Raw genomic sequence first — 16,130 nt, forward strand, 5'->3', positions numbered from 1 at the left:
ATTTAAAATCAAATAATTCCTATGTATTTACTATAAAATTAAATTAACACAATATAAATCTAATTTCAATCATTCTTTACAAAGGCAGACTATACATACAAGTACAGTCTGGTCGATATAGTGTTACCGTAAAAAAACTCCTTACTTTCTCCAACATGTTTCATAGAAAGAAAGTAAAGTTTGAACAAAGGGACTCGGTCTAATAATACTTGCTTCAAAATAGAATGACTAACAAGGAAAGGAGTGAGACATTTTGGAGGAAGAAAAAAGCAATGAAGGATCTACTGACATAAAAGCAGAGTTAAAAGAGGAAATAAAAGCAGAACTCGCAAGTGAACTGAAACTACATTATTTTAATGGAAAGAAAAAAATTTACAAAATTCTTTCTGCGGTAGTTATCTTCCTATTTGTATTTGCGGTAGGGTTTGCAGCAGGGCATTTTGGAGGGCATCATAATGAACATCAAGCATTTCATAAAGGATTTCATAACAAGCATGAAAATTTACAAAGATATACTCGATAACATGGGCATAGGAATACTTTGATATCTTTCTGGTCTTATGCTGAGTAGCAGGTATGGTAGGCTCCTTACTTATTCATGTTACTTACCCACCTTCATCTAACATTGCAAATGAAAACATTTGCAAAAGACTTTATACCTCTTATCATAATTAGCCTAATTTTTAGACAGATAAGCTCTCTTACTTTCTTAAAGCATAGTCTGTAAAGAACAAAGCAGCCTTAAGAAAAGTAGGTGTAAATATGACAAACGATTCTCTACGTATTTCTGGTGTGGGCATGCCTCAGTATCCTGGTTACCCTGGTATGGGCGGCATGGGTATGTCTCAGTATCCAGCTTATCCTGGCATGGGCGGCATGGGTATGTCTCAGTATCCGGGTCACCCTGGCATGGGCGGCATGGGTATGTCTCAGTATCCGGGTCACCCTGGCATGGGCGGCATGGGTATGTCTCAGTATCCGAGTTACCCTGGTATGGGCGGCATGGGTATGTCTCAATATCCGGGTTACCCTGGTATGGGTATGTCTCAGTATCCAGGTTACCCTGGCATGGGCGGCATGGGCATGTCTCAGTATCCGGGTTACTCTGGCATGGGCAGCATGGGTATGTTTTAACCATAAAAATGTAATATTTAATACATCAAATTAGAATTAATTATGACATTAAGTAGAATTATCATAAGAATATAGACTGTATGAATATCAATAAGCACCTCAGAATGCACTGATTTAACAAGTGTTATTTCATGAGATGACTCGACTTAAATCGTTTATTTTTTTGAGTCATCTCTTTTTTATAATAAAACTACATATGAATTGTCCTTAGAAACTCACCAAATGGAAATATTTACAGTTTGTCACCATATACTTTTAAAGGGAGAAAATATTACCCATTTTTTTTGGGAATGGAGGAACTTTTTTGCAGAACACGTATATTCGACCTGCTCGTAAACAAAGCCAGCCAAAGGTTATCAAACATATGTTGTTTTTTCTAGCTTTTTTATTATCCATGATAATTATAATTCCTACTCTAATAGTGAATGTATCAGGACTAAATACCCTGTTTACCTCTCCCTCTCCTAAAAAAAGCCGAACGCCCGATTCAAACATCCTTTCTCCTACTAAAGAATCAACCCCTAGTGCGGGGCTTCACTTAGGATGGACGGGAAATCAGATAAATAGCAATTCTTTAGCTCGCTACAAAGGGTTAAACATTATCTCGACTGCAGCTGGTTCCATAGACAATCAATTTCATCTACATCTCAGTACAAATCCTCTAACAAACGAAATGTTACGTAAGCAAAATCAACAAGTTTGGGCACGAATTACAATGGGACAAGATGTGAAACAAACCATTCATCAGCTTTTTACCAATCCAACCAAAACCGATTCCCTCATTAAAAATCTAAATCAAGCAGCCTTTCAAAATCATTGGGATGGAGTTAATATTGATATTGAAAATGTGAGCAGTCAGGATCGCAACACCTTTTCCCAGTTCATTAAAAGTTTATCATCTGCTTTACATCAATCCCATGTCATCCTTTCCATTGATATTCCACCAGATGCAAAAGGTGGAAATGATTCCTCTCCCTTTGATCATCAAGTGCTTGGACAATATTGTGACTATGTCGCCTTAATGGGTTACGATGAACACTGGTCGACAGATCCCAATCCTGGACCGATAACTTCTTTACCTTGGTTAACAGATGGGATAACTGAGCTCATTCAAACGGGCATTCCTTCCCATAAAATTATCTTAGGGCTTCCCGCCTATACAAGAATTTGGAAACAAAATCAAGCAGGAAAAATAACGGCTAACCCTGCTTATCCATTTCGTTACGTCGAACAGCAGTTGCTTCAAAATCATAGACTACTGACTTGGGACCCACAATTAGATGAATATTATGCATCCTACCGTGATAGCAGCAACAATGAGTATAAAATCTGGCTGACCAATGTAAAGTCCCTGCAACTATATCTTGCACTGGTTTCTAAGTACCAATTAGCTGGTTCTGCGATTTGGAATTTAGATATGATGGATGCTAACACTTGGAATACTCTTTATTAAGTCCTCCATTTTGTTGCCCTTAAACATAACAGATAGAACACTAGCATACTGCACTTACTAAAAAACAAGACACTTGGCAAACCCTGTTCGAAATCAAGTAATGATTCTACACGACTAAAACGTATAAGGATTCCCACTCATTTTACTTCTTATTTCATCCGTTATTTCGAATGATTTCGTTTCGGTCAATTCTTCATTTGTAGCATAGTCAATCTGAATACTCCCATCAAAATATAGTGGATTTTGTTCCAAAGCTTTCACTCCTTTCGATTTTAATTTACTAAATACTTACATTCATTTGTACACATCGAACATCCTGCTTGAAAAAACATATATTTGTAATTTATACCAAAAAAGAGAGATGCATCTGCATCTCTCTTTTCTTTTATTCTATTACCTTAGTAATCTCTTTACTCATACCGAAGTGCATCAATCGGATTCAATTTAGAAGCCTTTCTCGCAGGGTATACCCCAAATACAATTCCGACGAGAATAGACGTTCCAAACGAATATAGGATTGGAGCAAGTGTGATAGTAGTTGCAATGTTTGCTACCTTTGTCAATAACGCAGCTACGCCGACTCCAAGCCCGATTCCTATAATTCCCCCTAACACACTAAGTGTTACGGCTTCGATAAGAAACTGTTGCAGGATGGCGGATCCTGTTGCCCCAACTGCTTTTCGGATACCGATTTCTCGCGTACGTTCCGTTACTGAAACAAGCATGATGTTCATTACCCCAATTCCGCCAACAACTAGGGAAATAGCGGCAATACCAGACAACAGAGTGGTCATAATAGATGAGACTCCTTGCGCTGTGCTTAAAATTTGCGTTTGAGAACTAATTTGGAAATCATCGTCACTTTTCGGCGTTAAATGATGTTGCGCCCGCAAAGTTTGTTCAATTTGAAACTGCGCTGTGTCCATTTTGTCAGCGGAAACGGCTGACACATAAATGGAACGGACTTTCGTTTGCTCAAACAAACGGTTCATCCCTGTTGTAATTGGTACAATGATGCGGTCATCATTATTTGTTGAGCCTTGACTTCCTTGACTTGCTAGCACACCGATTACGGTAACAGGCAAGTTATTAACCTGAATCGTTTGTCCAACCGGATTGGCGTTCTGATTACCAAATAGATTTGCCACGACTTGCGGACCGAGTACTGCTACGTTTGCTTGACCTAATACTTCATAGTGAGAAAAGAAGCGTCCAGAACGCAGGGTTAAGTTTCGAATATCTGCATACGACTCTGACCCAGCTTCAATCGTTGTCGTATAACTTTGACTTTTATAGACCACTTGACCTTGCTTACTCGAAAATGCAGATACACCGCTTATAGCATCTTGATTTTCTAATGCCTTTGCATCGTCTAAAGTCAAGTTTTGCAAAGATCCTGCCCCTAAACGGACATTCCCTTGCTGTGCTTGCCCCGATGTAACGATTAACAAATTACTTCCTAAACTATTTACTTGGGAAGCAACACTCGAAGAAGCTCCTTCTCCAATTGCAACCATGGAAATTACTGCGGATACCCCAATAATGATCCCTAGCATCGTTAAAATGGAGCGAAGTACATTGGTACGCAAACTATAGAAGGAGATTTTTACACTTTCCAAAAATTTCATTGTAAAACCTCCGCTTCACGCTTACCTATACGCCGCATTGTTACCGGCTCGTCACTTTCAATTTTTCCATCGCGGAAGAATATAATTCGCTTTGCATATTCTGCTACTTCTCGTTCATGAGTAACCATAATAACTGTTTTACCTGCATCATTTAGCTCTTGGAATATGCTCATAATTTCAACGCTCGTTTTCGTATCGAGTGCACCGGTTGGTTCATCTGCTAATAATATGACTGGGTCATTAATTAACGAGCGTGCGATGGAAACCCGTTGTTGCTGCCCACCAGATAATTCATTCGGTTTATTTAACAATCGGTTACCAAGTCCTACACTTGTGAGCGCCTTTGCTGCTCGCTCCTTACGATCCGAAGCAGCTACCGAAGAATAAATCATCGGTAACTCCACATTTTGCAAAGCACTTTGTCTTGGTATTAAATTAAAGTTTTGAAAGACAAAACCGATTTTTTGATTACGGATGAATGCTAGGGCGTCGTCATCTACATCTGAAACGGGAAACCCTTGGATCAAATATTCGCCTGATGTTGGTTGATCTAAGCAGCCAATCATATTCATCATCGTCGATTTTCCTGAACCGGAAGGTCCCATTATGGCAACAAATTCTCCCTCCTGCACAGATAAATTTACATTTTGCAGGGCATGAATTGTTTGTCCACCTAGCTGGTACGTTTTTTGAATGTTTTTCAGTTCAATGACGGTTTTCATATTAGTTACCTCCTCGGCTACTACTAGAAGTTCCGCCTCCGCCACTAGTTCCGCTTCCGCCGCTGCTTCTGTTGCCGCTTCCGCCTCCACCAAAGCTATTGCCACCGCTAAGTCCAGAGAATGCGCTTGTTCCGTTGGTTGTTCTAGTGGAATTCGTGCTTGGAACGCTTAAGATGATAGCAACACTATCTCCTTCTTTTAGCCCTGATGTAATTTCTACCTTATCCGTAGCATAATATCCAACTGTTACAGCTTGGAATTTTAAATTGGACGGAATGCCTGCATTTTGTCCGCGTTTACTGTTTTGTCCCGTACCAGTTTGAGAAGTATCAGAAGATGTAGAACCGTTTGTATTTTGTACATATACCCCATCTTTGCCACCTCTATTTTTCAAAGCCATAGACGGAACGTATAGAACACCTTGATGGTTACCAACTTCTACTGTTACATTTGTAGTCATACCTGGTTTTAGTAAATTATCTGTATTGTCTACAGAAAGTGTAACATCATAGGTTGTTACACCTGATGTTGTAGTAGCTTCTGGGGCCACGGAAGTAACTTTACCGTTAAATGTTTTGTTATCAACTGCGCTAGTAGTAATTGTTGCTTTCATATCGTTTTGTACCTTACTAATATCACTTTGACTTATTTGTGCGGTAATCTTAAGCTGACTCATATCCGCGTTGTCCATCACTATTAATGCCTTACCATTCGTGGAAGTATCACCAATAGCGCCGTTTACTTGTACAATTGTTCCATCAATTGGAGCTTTGACGCTTAATTTATCCAATGCCACTTGCTGTTGCTGTAAAGCTGATGAAGCTTGGTCAACTGCAGCTTTTGCAGTTTGCACATCGGAATCCTTTGGCGGTGCCTTTAGTTGGGTCATTTTTACTTGAGCCAAATTATAATCTGCTTGTGCTGACTTCAGTGCATTTAGCGCTTGGTTCAGATCACTTTGCGTAATCTTCTTTGCATCAAACTGTGCTTGTGCATCGTTGTATTTCTGTTGTGCACCATCCACCGCAATTTGTGCTTTATCAATACTTACTTGTTGTGCGGCGATATCAGCACTGGTAGCAGTACCTTGTTGCACTTGACTTAACTTTGCTTGTGCAACTGTAAGGTTTGCTTGTGCGCTTGAAAGCTTACTCTTTGCATCGGTATCATCCAATGTAGCAAGTACTTGCCCTGCCTTCACTTGATCTCCTACTTTTACATTAATAGCTGTCACCTTACTAGTAGAATCCCCGTTTAATGATAATTGCTGTGCAGCTGCAACCGTTCCAGAAGCAGAAACTGTTTCTACTACATCACCCTTTTTAACGGTAACATATTGAACCTGTGCTGCCGTGTTGCTTTGTGCACTTGTTTTTGTATAAACAAAATAAGCAATAATTCCAAGAATAAGAACAGCTACAATACTAATAATAAGAACCTTTTTCCCCTTTTTTTGCTTATACGGTATTTCATTTTCTAAAGCCAATTCAGACACAAGAAGACCTCCTTTTTTCCTACAATGTAGTTACGTTCGTACTTTTTGAAGAAAAGAAATAACACACATAGCCCTGCAATTTCTCACGCCGAATTGGAAAGTACCATACACGACTCCACGTCTATCGTATTCTCCTTTGCACCACCTCCTGCATAGATGTTTTTGCGCAAGTATGTAGAGCGTACTGCCCGTAAATGTGCGAGAGGCTCCACTATTTAGCATAACGGTATCGAACCAACCTTAACTTTTCCTTAAGAATAGATACACCAGCTAAATTCGATATATTTAGCTCCCATTTTCTTTCTCTTCATTACTTATCGTTGGGCTTGACCAACTTTTTGTAATTACAAGTTAAAGTGAAAATTCCCCAGGTTGAGATCTTACTGCCAGTATCCGTGGGAGAAAGGTCATATTTCAGAAGGACTCGTATAGAAACAGATTGCAATCATACATATATAAATGAAAATTCTATTGACAGAAACTAATAATATTAGTTAAATAAATACTAACATTAGTAATTTATTAAAATAAGAGGAGGCTATTCGGATGATTGCTATTAAAGCCATAAATATTGCAGTGAGATTTTTCTTAGAGCTTGGTGTTCTAGCTTCATTAGGGTATTGGGGTTTTACAATCCAAAGAGGTTTCGTTATGAAATTAGTTATTGGTATCGGAATTCCACTACTGGTTGCAATTATTTGGAGTATATTCGGTGCACCCAGTGCTTCCGTACTGCTACCTGATCCCTTTCATCTTCTATTAGAACTCGTTGTATTTGGATCAGGAGTTGCAGCACTGTTCGCAGTTCGAGGTCTACCCCTAGCTGTGACGTTTACAGGACTTATCCTTTTAAACCGATTACTTATGTATATATGGGAGCAATGAAAACATGTAGAGGGAAAGAGGTAAAATGAGGTAATCCGATGAAAAAGCCGCAAATTTGCAGGAAGTTCACAGGATATCTTTATTGTAATTGGAGCATTCGTTACAGGCACTGGATTTACTCGATTAGGATTCGCTCTTTTAAAAAAGTAAGTTTACAAGAGTTGTTATATTTTTTTCATAGATAAATGGTATAATTAATCAAATTTTCTATTATTTAAGGAGAACCTATGCCTACTATTAAAACAAGTTCAATGTCTAGAGTCGCCTCCAACGCATGGACGGGTGACGTTGTGTTACTTCTTGTTGCGCTCGTTTGGGGATCTAGTTACATCACTGCCAAAACGGTACTGCAGCAGTATGATCCATTTATGTTTTTATTCTATCGATTTTTCCTTACCACACTCATCATGCTACCCTTTACTTGGAAATACTTGAAACATGCCTCCAAAGAAACATGGAGTACAGGAATTATATTTGGCGTTTTCTTATTTTCTATTTTTTCGTTTGAGACATGGGGAATCCATTTCACATCAGCTGCTAACTCTGCTTTTATTATTAGTCTAACACTCATTCTAACACCGCTCATGGATTGGGTCGTGAATAAGAAGTTTATGGGTTATGCCTTTTTCTTTGCTGTTTTTTTATCCATTATTGGAACAGGTCTTCTCACCTTCAAAGATACGTTATCATTTAATTTAGGTGATACACTCATTTTGGTAGCAGCCTTTCTTCGGGCTAGCCAAATGACCTATACGAAAAAATTGACCGACGGGAAAACATTAGACAGTAGTGCACTAACCGTCATTCAGCTAGGAGTCGTGGCTATTCTGTCTGGTCTGTTTAATGTGACAACGGAAGGTGCTACACTTACCACGATTCCCCTTTCTGTAGAGTTTTGGCTTCTCACTCTCTATTTGGCACTCTTTTGTACCGTTTTTGCATTCTATGCACAAATGGTTTTCATTCGGAAAACCTCCCCTTCCCGTGTTGGCTTGCTGATGGGAACAGAGCCTGTTTTTGGAGCTCTATTTCCGATTATGTTTGGAGGAGAAATTCTTTCGGGAATTAATTGGATTGGTGGGCTATGTATTCTGGGAGCAACGTTTTGGGGAAGACAGTTACTCGACCGTTGAAGGCTTACTTTGCTTACAAAAAACTCGCTACGTTCTATATTAAAATGAAACGTGGCGAGTTTTTTCGTTTTTATATGCAGTCATACCTGTCCTCTTATTCTTCTCCAAGTGGCAATACAGTGGAATATTTAATTTCTCGGAGTGCTAAACTCGTTTGAATCTTCGTAATGCCAAGATGATTTAATTTTCGGATGAAGCTCTCTAATCCCTTCCGATCCTTGTTTGCTACCTTTAATACATAGTCGTGCTCGCCCGTTAAACAGTGACATTCCAATATTTCTGGCATCGACCGTAATGCTTTCTCCAATGTTTCCACTTCATTAGATTGATGAATATTCATATTAATAAAAATAAAACAGAGTAAATCAAATCCTAGCTTTTCTTGGTTTAAAATTGCCACTTGCCGGTCGATAAATCCTTCCCCTTCTAATCGTTTCACCCTTACATGGGTAGCGGGCGGAGACAAATTGACGCGCCGTGCAATCTCAGCATTACTTACCTGTGCCTCCTTTTGCAAAATATCTAAAATTCGGATATCAACATCATCCAATACTTTACTACTAATCGATTCCACTTTAATCTATTCCTCCTACAATTCTTCTAAAAATAGCCATACTTTCATGTCAAATATGAATATTATTTATTTAATTACGATGATTAATTTATTATGTTTTGATTTTATCTCATTATACAGAATAATACACTGAATGGAGTAGATTAATGTTAAAATTATTTACATACTCAATCATTTAATTTTGCACGATATACTAGGGCTTCCAACATTTTTATAACTATACAACACGAAAGGAACTGATTCACATGCCTATTTACTATATTTTATTACTTCTGTTAACAAGTTTTTTATGGGGAGGAAATTTTGTAGTAGGAAAATCACTTATCGGTCATGCTTCTCCCTTAACTTTAACGAGTCTACGATGGATTATTGCGGTTGCTTGTCTTTTTCCCATTGTATGGGTCAAAGAAAAAAAGATTCTACCTCCACGCGGCGCCATTCTTCCTTTATTTTTAATGGGGCTAACCGGTGTTGTCTTATTTAATATATTGCAATTTTTAGCATTAGCCCAAACGTCCGCAACCAATGTCGGATTAATTTCCACCTTAAATGCCATTTCCATTGCAGTTTTTTCCACTCTATTAGTAAAGGAACGAATGAATGGGCTGCAAATTGTTTCGATGATTCTTTCACTCGTTGGCGTTATTTTGTTTCTCTCAAAGGGCACAGGATTTTCCCTCCACTTTCATTCGGGGGATATATATATGCTGCTTGCAGTATGTGTTTGGGGATTGTTTTCTGTAGTTAGCAAATGGGCAACCTCGAAAACATCACCGATGATGGCAACACTATACTCTGGTATATTCGGACTTGTCGTGTTGCTTCCATTTAATATCTCAAGCTTTACCGTTTCAAATGTGAATGCTCCGTTCCTAGCATCCCTTTTTTATACAGGCGTAATCTCTACTGTGTTATGTATGGTATTTTGGAATATTGGCGTTCAGAAATTAGGTGCCACAGCATCCGGCATTTTCTTAAACTTCAATCCTATTTTCACAGCTCTCTTAGCGTTTTTCTTATTGGGTGAGAAAATAACATGGATACAAGGAATCGCAAGTGGCATCGTCATTCTAGGCTGTTATTTATTCTCTCACTTTAAAACAAATGAAATTTCAAAGCAAAATCATACGACTCGGCGCCGTTCCCATGCGGCTATGGAACATTAAAAAAAACACTCGCAAAACCCCCTATCGGAGCGATGCGAGTGTTTTCCTTTTTCTTAGGAATTCTTTCGCTTAAATCCACTAAGATTACGTAACTGAATTCCAACTATGCTTCCTAGCATCGCCATAATCATCCAAACCCAGCCATGTAAGCTGAATGATGCAATTCCTGAAAAATAAGCACCGATGTTACATCCAAAGGCAAGGCGAGCACCGTATCCCATTAATATTCCACCAATCATAAGACCAACCAACATCTTAAATGGATACGAACGAAGGCTAAAACGGATTGCTTTACCAGAAAGTGCAACAGCTAGTAAGGCCCCTAGCATAATGCCAATGTCAGAAACGGTTGTACCGTCATGAAAGACACTCGTATTAAGGGCCGCTGCATTCGGTGCACTCTTCCAATAACCCCATGTTTCAACAGGAATTCCAATAGCTCCAGATACCTTTGCACCCCATAATGCGAATGCAGATGTAATGCCCCACGGTTTTCCTGCAATAAGAAGAAAGGCAACGCCTCCAATAGCTAATGCAATCGTTCCTGCCATCCAAGACCATGGACCTTGAAGAAGCATTTTAAGCGAAAACGGTTCTTTGCTAAATACAGTTTCCAATTTCCCGTGACTACGACGTTCTACGAAAATCGTGATGAAAAAAACAATGGCAATTAACAATAAATTAAATGCGAAGCCGCCAACCGTACCAAATGATTGTAGGAAGGAAATCGGTTGCAGATGCGGCAAATTCGTCCACCATATAAAATGAGCGCTACCAATCACCGATCCGATGATAAAACCAACGAGAGTGATAACCGAACGAGCATCTCCGCCGCCAAGATGATACAGTGTGCCAGATGCACATCCATCTCCCATTTGCATCCCGATTCCAAATAAAAATGCTCCAAAAAGGAGAGATACCCCTACCGGCGAAATGGATGCTACAACAGGGTGACCAAACATCGTCCCCTTTATTAAAAACGGTAAGAATAATAGATTTGTAATCACAAATAGAATCATTTGTGCACGAATACCCACACCTTTTTTATCGCTCAAAAAATAACGAAATGAACTAGTAAAACCGTAGTGTGCATGATATAAAGCTAATCCTAAAAAACCACCTAGAACATATAATTCCGCCTGCTTTCCTGAAAAAGCATTTCCTAACCACACGGCTCCAAGAACAAAAAGAAGAAGGGTAATATAAATGATTGCTTGATTATTTTTTGGCACTATTCCTCTTGATTTAGTTGGAATTATTTGTGTCGCATTAGCTGAATTTGACACGTACATCCTCTCCTTCACTAATCTATAACAGTAGAAGTATAGCATATTATGTGTTTATATCCAATATTACCGATGGGCTTTATTAAAAATAATTTAAAATAATGATTACTATGTCTATTACATCTCGTTGCAACATCAATCCAAATACGGTAGGATAAAATAGAAAGAGAGAATGATTCTATGTCAAATTATTTTATGAAAATTATTATTGTAGCTTTGATTATTGTATTTGCTTTTGTTATGCAAAATTGGAGAACAAAATATTATGATTATCAATGTGGAAAGTGTGATTGGAAATTCAACTTGCCTGTTCCGATTGCCGTTTTATCTATTCATTTTTTTGGATATAAGTATGTAAAATGTCCAAGCTGTGGTAAATGGGGTTGGGTACGTCCTGTTGGAAAAGGATAAAGTAAAATAAAGGTATGGAATTAAACCTTTGCTAATGATTAGAAGAAATAAAAAGTATGTAGATGACTATAACGGGTTTACTTTAGAGGTGCAAAACAAATAATTGCAGTCACTTTTACAGGAATTTTTACATTTAATTTGTTATTGCTGAACAATAGAAGAAGATTGCGACGTAGATACTGATTAATTTTTACTTATAAGTTAAGTTTCTTTTCTCGTTTGATTCCAGTATAATTACCATCTTGAACCATTCCAACATACTCAAATCCAAGTCCACTATAATATTCATTTAACTTATGATTTGAAGCCTGACAATCTAATCTAATTTTATTTTTACCATGTTTAATTGCAATTTGTTCACAGAATTTAATTATAGTCGCTCCAATGCCAGAAACCCCTATATCGGTAACCAAATTATGAATATAGTAACTTTGCGAACTGTCATTCCAACACTTATCTTGTTCTAATAATGCAAATGCTCCTATAACGCTATTTAAATCCCCATATTTAACAACATAAAGTTGACCCTTTGATACTAATTCTTCATAATAGTTTTTGGGATAGTATTTAAGATAATTCGTTTTATTCCATTGACTTATGTTATTTTCATCCATCCATTTTATACGTTTTTGTATAAGTATCAAAATTTCATCAATATCTTCATTCATTGCCTTTTGAAAAATATATCTATCCACGACATAGTTCTCCCTTCTTTTCTAATCTATAATTTTACACTATAATAAAATAAAATTTACTCAATTATGTAAATGATTTTTGTTGCACATTATATTACTATTGTCTATTTATATTATAAACTAATCCTATAGAAGTTAGCATTCTACTATCGATGTTTTACCTAGATTTTTTATTTCGTCCTGTCACGAAAATAATATTTTCAATTCCAGACTGAACCGCTTCTTCGACAATATATTGATCCTCTTCTTTCCTTTGTATGTTCGGCAAATACCCAGAAACGGCTTCCTGTAAAGTTTACGATTAATCCCAGTGCAGTTACCCCGCACTTACTAATTAGGATGGACCATCCTGCATATTGATGGAGAATGACGAGCATTACGGAAGTAATTACAAGTGTGATTATGTTCACAAAAACAAATTTTCCCATTTCATATTTTCGGCCAATATATTCCCCAATAACTCCACGCATAATAAGTACAATTCCACTAAAGAGCAGCTGAATGATGATAATAGAGGCCCAGCCCGTTACGGTGCTGTCAGTAAATAATTTTAAATACAGTACTACGAGCATGTAGAGAAAGCCTGCGACGGAAAACATACCACCGACAATGCTGGCAAGTTTTAGCGGCTAATAGGAGAAAGAAGTCATCCCGTCCATAGACAACTTCGTTCACAATTATAATTTTTTTTCAAATACGTGATGAGTTTCTCATCCACTTGTGTGTCCTTATTTCCTGTATTCTTCACAGCTGTTCCTTCCTGGCTCGTTTTTAATGCAGACTGTAACCATTCATCTTAACTTCTGCTTTATCCAAAATGGACTATAGAGTAGTAAAAAACTAATAATGAGTACTCCTTCCACTGATAAAAGATACCATGGCCATGGACCTAGATAATTCAGAATGGATGAAATCTCAGGTTTTTTCATCAAGTACAGATAATTTGCATGTAGAAAACGATTGATCAAAAATACACACCCTGCATACAAATTCACGATTAGCACACTCATCCAAAGTGAGCGAAATGTCGGTTTATATTTCTCTACTGCTAGCATAAAGATACAGGCAAGAATAACACCCCCGTGAGAGACATAAAAATCAATGTATCGAAAATGCGGAAAGGAGTAGATACCCAGATCAGGTGTCAGCATGGCTTGGATCGAACTGCTTATTCCAGCAAAATATAAAAATCGAAATAAACTAACGCTCCTTGTTACTAACATCACGATGGAAAGCAAAATGGAAATATCGCTAAGATGAAGAGGTAAAGTCGAACCAAGCGACCAAATATGAAAATAAAGGAACCAGATGTGGTAACTGGCTTCTGCAAGAATTAAAAGAATGGCGAGTGAATAACAAAACAAATGATTCCTTTTTGACTCTGCAAACCACGTTCTAACCATGAACAGGCACATACAGAGTAACCCAATCGTTAATACGGTTAAAAGATGTTCTTCTGAAAACAATTGAAAAGGATGATTTGGATAGTCTTTTTGAAAATATGGCTGCATCATTTCACCTCATATTAATAAGTCTAGCTACACCCTTATTTTCACTTAAACCACCATCATTTTATTCGGTTTTGTTTATTATCAAAATTCCTCATCTTTTTCAAACTAAACTACTTTATTTAGCAGGAATTATTTTTGCAGCTTGGGCTGAATTAAAAACATACATCCATAGCATATTATTTCTTAATATCCAATATCGCCGGCGGGTTTTATCAAAAATAATAAAAGAGGAAGAAAGCAAAAAATTTTGTTTTCTTCCTCTTTTGTAATTAAATTATTCTTTAAATAGTTTCATCCGATTTATTCCATGGCACTTTTCCTTATTTTAATGTAAATATTTTCTTTTTCACAGCAATATCCCATCCTACTTTAATAAGATAGATAAAGAATAATACATTCAAAAGTGACGTTATAATCAATGGTAAGCTATACGGTAGACCGTCTGAACCACTTGTTCGGAATAAAACTGCAAAGGTATTGATAAAAATAGTTGCACTGAAACCGGCACATAACCAAAGTAATCTTTTGTCCTTAATGTAGATAAATGCCAGTAGAGACAGGGCAGCAGCAGGGAATAAATATCTTTCATGCATACTAGTAGAAAAAGTAAAGACTCCTGAAATCTGCAAAAGCGCCGCAATAGAAGCGAATTTTGTAGTACGTCCTTTTATGTAAACAAACCACGAAAACAAGGTAACTATAACAATAGCTATAAGTCCCCATACATGATAGTTTAGTAGAAACAAAGTCGTCGTATTTGGCTTAAAGTTGCCTCCAATAAGACTGAAGAAGTTGAATGCATTCATCGAACCATAAGGATATTCCCCAATTGTTTTAGAATAGAGTTTAACAATCCATATCGGATCTTGTTGTAATGAAAAGGGAATAATTACCATCAATACTGTTGCTATACTCGTAACAGCCGCTATTACAAAACGTTTTACATTTTTCAAACTAATTAGCACAAAGAAAAATACAGGAAGATAAATAATACCTTGTGGTTTCATGAGTATGGCTACTGTAAAAATAGCGGTAGCGATATAAATCTTTCCCTCACATAAGGTAAAAACTGCTAAAACAATAAGCATGGTGAAGAAGGAATCTACCTGTCCCCAGAAAGTTGAATTGATAATAATTGCCGGATTAAATATATAAAAAGCCGACAAAAGAATACTAATTTCTAAAGAAAGATATTTTAAAGATAGTCTATACATGATATATGCTGTTGCTACGTCAGCAAGAATAGATGGCAATTTAATTAGCAAAGTAAAATATAAATTCATCGTCTGCATTGACGCAATTTTCCCAACTACATACAAAATATAAACAAAGAAAGGAGGATAATCGCTCCAACCGTTCATATAAAACCCACTCAGACTTTTTGCAGCGGAAGTTGCCCATTCTTTGAAAAGATTGATGTCATAAGGAAATCCTCCTACCCATGGGGCAACAGCAATCCGTAACAATAATCCAGCTGCTAATATGGTCCAAACTAATAATTTTTTATTCTTATGAACTATAATGTTCTTATAAACGAACAAATAATAAAAGATTGTAAATACCCCAAAAAATAGAATGCTGTATAGGATAAGAGGCGCTGCATACTTCGTATCTGTATGCTCAGTTTCTTTAAACATATCCCCATTTGGAGTGTATATGTTTCCGTTTGAAGGGGGGTGATTTGTATGAGGGGAGAAGCTATTTCTTCCATCTTGCATACCTTGACCCAGAATAGTTGTTGAACTACAATAAAAACTCCACATAGAATAAACACTTACTGCAATGATTGCAAAAAGTACTAGGAACAATCCTATCCTTACCTTACTATCTTTTAATGTTGACATTGAATTACCTCTCCATCTACTTTGTTTCCTAATACTACGTAATTTCTAATTACTTTCTTACAACTAGTTTCCATATTTCACAGTAACATTGATAACTAGTTTTTAACAAGAAGAAAAGTGACAAGTGAATGACAAAGTAATTGGTTTCATTAGTAAAAAGACATATTCTGCGAATATGTCTTTTTACTAATTT

17 protein-coding genes and 1 pseudogene are annotated in these 16,130 nt (G+C 37.2%); 7 read left to right on the forward strand and 11 right to left on the reverse strand.

Annotation, left to right across the window (positions count from 1 at the left end; genetic code table 11):
• The first annotated feature begins 253 nt into the window (after window positions 1–253).
• The 3 genes from ACAN53_RS08315 to ACAN53_RS08325 all read left to right on the forward strand — a co-directional run bounded on the left by ACAN53_RS08315 (window position 254) and on the right by ACAN53_RS08325 (window position 2,587).
• A complete protein-coding gene (locus ACAN53_RS08315; RefSeq protein ID WP_379968904.1) occupies window positions 254–523 on the forward strand; it encodes a hypothetical protein in 270 nt (89 codons plus the stop codon).
• A gap of 239 nt (window positions 524–762) precedes the next feature.
• Entirely contained in the window at window positions 763–1,134 is a 372-nt protein-coding gene (locus ACAN53_RS08320; protein ID WP_379968906.1) for a hypothetical protein, read from the forward strand.
• Between the two features lie 304 nt (window positions 1,135–1,438).
• The gene (locus tag ACAN53_RS08325; RefSeq protein WP_379968908.1) at window positions 1,439–2,587 is read left to right on the forward strand and encodes a glycosyl hydrolase family 18 protein; all 1,149 of its coding nucleotides are present in this window, start codon (window positions 1,439–1,441) and stop codon (window positions 2,585–2,587) included.
• Window positions 2,588–2,701: 114 nt separating this feature from the next.
• On the opposite strand, the gene ACAN53_RS08330 is transcribed toward ACAN53_RS08325, so the two are convergent.
• From ACAN53_RS08330 to ACAN53_RS08345, 4 genes are all read right to left on the reverse strand, one after another.
• Window positions 2,702–2,839, reverse strand: coding sequence for a hypothetical protein (locus ACAN53_RS08330; protein ID WP_379968910.1), 138 nt, complete (start codon window positions 2,837–2,839; stop codon window positions 2,702–2,704).
• 158 nt (window positions 2,840–2,997) lie between these two features.
• Window positions 2,998–4,215, reverse strand: a complete 1,218-nt coding sequence (locus ACAN53_RS08335; protein ID WP_379968912.1) for an ABC transporter permease — start codon at window positions 4,213–4,215, stop codon at window positions 2,998–3,000.
• Window positions 4,212–4,937, reverse strand: coding sequence for an ABC transporter ATP-binding protein (locus tag ACAN53_RS08340; RefSeq protein ID WP_379968914.1), 726 nt, complete (start codon window positions 4,935–4,937; stop codon window positions 4,212–4,214). The genes ACAN53_RS08335 and ACAN53_RS08340 overlap by 4 nt, the downstream gene beginning before the upstream one ends.
• A 1-nt stretch (window position 4,938) precedes the next feature.
• Window positions 4,939–6,432: an efflux RND transporter periplasmic adaptor subunit gene (locus ACAN53_RS08345; RefSeq protein WP_379968916.1), complete on the reverse strand. Its 1,494-nt coding sequence runs from the start codon at window positions 6,430–6,432 to the stop codon at window positions 4,939–4,941.
• 546 nt (window positions 6,433–6,978) lie between these two features.
• Between ACAN53_RS08345 and ACAN53_RS08350 the strand changes: the two genes are divergently transcribed.
• Complete coding sequence (locus ACAN53_RS08350; RefSeq protein ID WP_379968918.1) at window positions 6,979–7,317, forward strand: YrdB family protein; 339 nt, start codon at window positions 6,979–6,981, stop codon at window positions 7,315–7,317.
• A 227-nt stretch (window positions 7,318–7,544) separates the two neighbouring features.
• Complete coding sequence (locus ACAN53_RS08355) at window positions 7,545–8,450, forward strand: DMT family transporter (RefSeq protein ID WP_379968920.1); 906 nt, start codon at window positions 7,545–7,547, stop codon at window positions 8,448–8,450.
• A gap of 94 nt (window positions 8,451–8,544) precedes the next feature.
• On the opposite strand, the gene ACAN53_RS08360 is transcribed toward ACAN53_RS08355, so the two are convergent.
• Window positions 8,545–9,024, reverse strand: coding sequence for an Lrp/AsnC family transcriptional regulator (locus ACAN53_RS08360; protein WP_379968922.1), 480 nt, complete (start codon window positions 9,022–9,024; stop codon window positions 8,545–8,547).
• A gap of 245 nt (window positions 9,025–9,269) precedes the next feature.
• On the opposite strand from ACAN53_RS08360, the gene ACAN53_RS08365 reads away from it, so the two are divergent.
• Window positions 9,270–10,190 (forward strand): DMT family transporter, encoded by a 921-nt coding sequence (locus tag ACAN53_RS08365; protein ID WP_379968924.1) that lies wholly within the window; start codon window positions 9,270–9,272, stop codon window positions 10,188–10,190.
• Window positions 10,191–10,243: 53 nt separating this feature from the next.
• Here the strand turns inward: ACAN53_RS08365 and ACAN53_RS08370 are convergent, their stop codons facing one another.
• Complete coding sequence (locus tag ACAN53_RS08370; RefSeq protein WP_379968926.1) at window positions 10,244–11,476, reverse strand: YeeE/YedE family protein; 1,233 nt, start codon at window positions 11,474–11,476, stop codon at window positions 10,244–10,246.
• Window positions 11,477–11,656: 180 nt separating this feature from the next.
• Here ACAN53_RS08370 and ACAN53_RS08375 point away from each other — a divergent pair, with 180 nt between their 5' ends.
• Window positions 11,657–11,887, forward strand: coding sequence for a hypothetical protein (locus ACAN53_RS08375; RefSeq protein WP_379968928.1), 231 nt, complete (start codon window positions 11,657–11,659; stop codon window positions 11,885–11,887).
• A 194-nt stretch (window positions 11,888–12,081) separates the two neighbouring features.
• Here ACAN53_RS08375 and ACAN53_RS08380 read toward each other — a convergent pair whose 3' ends face one another.
• The 5 genes and pseudogenes from ACAN53_RS08380 to ACAN53_RS08400 all read right to left on the reverse strand — a co-directional run bounded on the left by ACAN53_RS08380 (window position 12,082) and on the right by ACAN53_RS08400 (window position 15,937).
• The gene (locus ACAN53_RS08380; RefSeq protein ID WP_379968930.1) at window positions 12,082–12,582 is read right to left on the reverse strand and encodes a GNAT family N-acetyltransferase; all 501 of its coding nucleotides are present in this window, start codon (window positions 12,580–12,582) and stop codon (window positions 12,082–12,084) included.
• A gap of 200 nt (window positions 12,583–12,782) precedes the next feature.
• Window positions 12,783–13,010: a GtrA family protein gene (locus ACAN53_RS08385; RefSeq protein ID WP_379970290.1), complete on the reverse strand. Its 228-nt coding sequence runs from the start codon at window positions 13,008–13,010 to the stop codon at window positions 12,783–12,785.
• A pseudogene (locus ACAN53_RS08390) lies at window positions 13,002–13,250 on the reverse strand (glycosyltransferase); the annotation flags it as partial. The pseudogene ACAN53_RS08390 and the gene ACAN53_RS08385, both read right to left, overlap by 9 nt.
• Window positions 13,251–13,373: 123 nt before the next feature.
• Window positions 13,374–14,093 carry a YwaF family protein gene (locus ACAN53_RS08395; RefSeq protein WP_379968932.1) on the reverse strand — a complete coding sequence of 240 codons (720 nt, stop codon included), beginning with the start codon at window positions 14,091–14,093 and terminating at the stop codon, window positions 13,374–13,376.
• 320 nt (window positions 14,094–14,413) lie between these two features.
• Entirely contained in the window at window positions 14,414–15,937 is a 1,524-nt protein-coding gene (locus ACAN53_RS08400; RefSeq protein WP_379968934.1) for a hypothetical protein, read from the reverse strand.
• Between the last annotated feature and the right edge of the window lie 193 nt (window positions 15,938–16,130).

This window comes from Ectobacillus soli, from assembly GCF_042610425.1.
GTDB lineage: Bacteria > Bacillota > Bacilli > Bacillales > Bacillaceae_G > Ectobacillus.